At 45.7% G+C, this 1,729-nt stretch carries 2 protein-coding genes; both read left to right on the plus strand.

Annotated features, from left to right (window positions below; genetic code table 11):
• Positions 1–65 precede the first annotated feature (65 nt).
• Complete coding sequence (locus B5E82_RS18345; protein ID WP_087308840.1) at positions 66–764, plus strand: helix-turn-helix domain-containing protein; 699 nt, start codon at positions 66–68, stop codon at positions 762–764.
• A gap of 23 nt (positions 765–787) precedes the next feature.
• Complete coding sequence (locus B5E82_RS18350; RefSeq protein WP_087308841.1) at positions 788–1,651, plus strand: IS3 family transposase; 864 nt, start codon at positions 788–790, stop codon at positions 1,649–1,651.
• The last annotated feature ends 78 nt before the right edge of the window (positions 1,652–1,729 follow it).

Raw genomic sequence — 1,729 nt, forward strand, 5'->3', positions numbered from 1 at the left:
ATGATATGCTCCCTTTATGAGAGACAGTGAAAAAAATAAACTGTAATCATAAAGGGAGCAATTCTATGTCGCAAAAAAGTAAATTAAATGCAGAAGAAAAAGTCGAAATTATCAGGAAGTACCAACAAGGAGAACTAAGCTTAGTTCAAGCAGCTCGGGATGCAGGAGTTGGAACAACGACAATCTATAGATGGAGCGCACGGTATGAAGTAGAAGGGGCGGCTGGATTTTTGCCATATCAGCAAAACCGAGTCTATCCGCCAGAACTAAAGTTAAAAGCGGTACAGGATTACCTGTCCGGAGCAGGCAGTCTCGAAGAAATCAGCAAAAAATATAAGTTGCGAAATGATCGTCAACTCAGTAACTGGATAAAGGTGTATAATGCTCATGGAGATTTCAACTCCACAAAGTTTTCTGGAGGAGGAAGTTACATGAAGCCAAGACGAGAAACTACAGCTGAGGAACGAGTTCAAATTGCCAGGGAGTGTATCGCCACTGGAAAAAACTACGGAGAAATAGCTTTAAAATACCAGGTAAGCTACCAACAAGTTCGTACTTGGACGCTTCGCTTTGAAAAGATGGGAGAAGCAGGACTGCAAGACCGGAGAGGTCAGCGCAAGAAAGATCAAACTCCCCGTACCGAATTGGAACAGGCACAAATTGAGATAGAACAGCTCAAGCACAAACTGTATCTGGCAGAAATGGAGAATGCGCTGCTAAAAAAATTGGACGAGGTAGAGAGGAGGGATGTCTCTCAGAAGTAAGGCAGAGACACATTTATACAGCCATCAAAGAGTGTCATGAGGAACACGGTTTTCCTGTTGAGGCAGCTTGCAAGCTACTCCATGTGGCCCGTTCCGCTTACTACAAATGGGCTTCCGGGAAGCTAAGTCATAGGGCGACGGAGAACGGACAGCTGGCCGACAAGATTGAGAAAATCCATTTGGAAAGCCCGGATAAAGGTTACCGGAGACTGGCTGACGATCTCCGTCATGACTATGGTATCTATGTCAATGACAAGAGAGTGTTGCGTATCTGCCGGGCCAGAGATATCCGCTCCACCATAAAGTACAATAACCATGGCTGCACCAGACGGGCAAAGACTCCCCAGTATCTTGCTGAAAACTTACTGAACCGCCAATTCCACGCGGAGAAGCCAAATGAAAAATGGCTTACTGATGTGACGGAATTCAAATGGTTTGAAGGGATAGAGGTACATAAGCTTTATCTAAGCGCCATTCTGGATCTTTGTGATCGGCGCATTGTGTCTTATGTGCTAAGTGAGCACAATGATAATCCCCTTGTTTACAAAACCTTTGACAAAGCTGTTAAGACGAACCCGGATGCCCATCCCCTGTTCCACAGTGATAGAGGCTTCCAATACACAAGCAGAGCCTTCCATCACAAACTCGTACAGGCTGGAATGACTCAGAGTATGTCCCGTGTGGCCCACTGCATAGACAATGGGCCAATGGAGGGATTCTGGGGCATCCTGAAGCGGGAACGCTATTATGGCAGGCGTTTTACTAGCAAGCAAGAACTCGTCCAGATGATCGAGCAATACATCCGTTACTACAATACCAAACGAGTACAGCGCAATCTGGGCGTGTTAACGCCGATGGAGAAATATGAGTTGTACTGTGCTGCATGAAATATGGCCAGCAACGCTTAGCTGCTGGCCGGAAAAATTTTATATTTTTTCTCTGTCCTCTTGACGGGGAGCAGTTCA

Origin of the sequence: Lachnoclostridium sp. An138, from assembly GCF_002160765.1 — a bacterium.
In the GTDB taxonomy this organism is placed as follows: Bacteria; Bacillota; Clostridia; order Lachnospirales; family Lachnospiraceae; genus Laedolimicola; species Laedolimicola faecalis.

Bases quoted from the DNA above. Each gene is read 5' to 3' on its own strand.
- B5E82_RS18345 (WP_087308840.1), top strand. From the start codon at position 66: ATGTCGCAAAAAAGTAAATTAAATGCAGAAGAAAAAGTCGAAATTATC.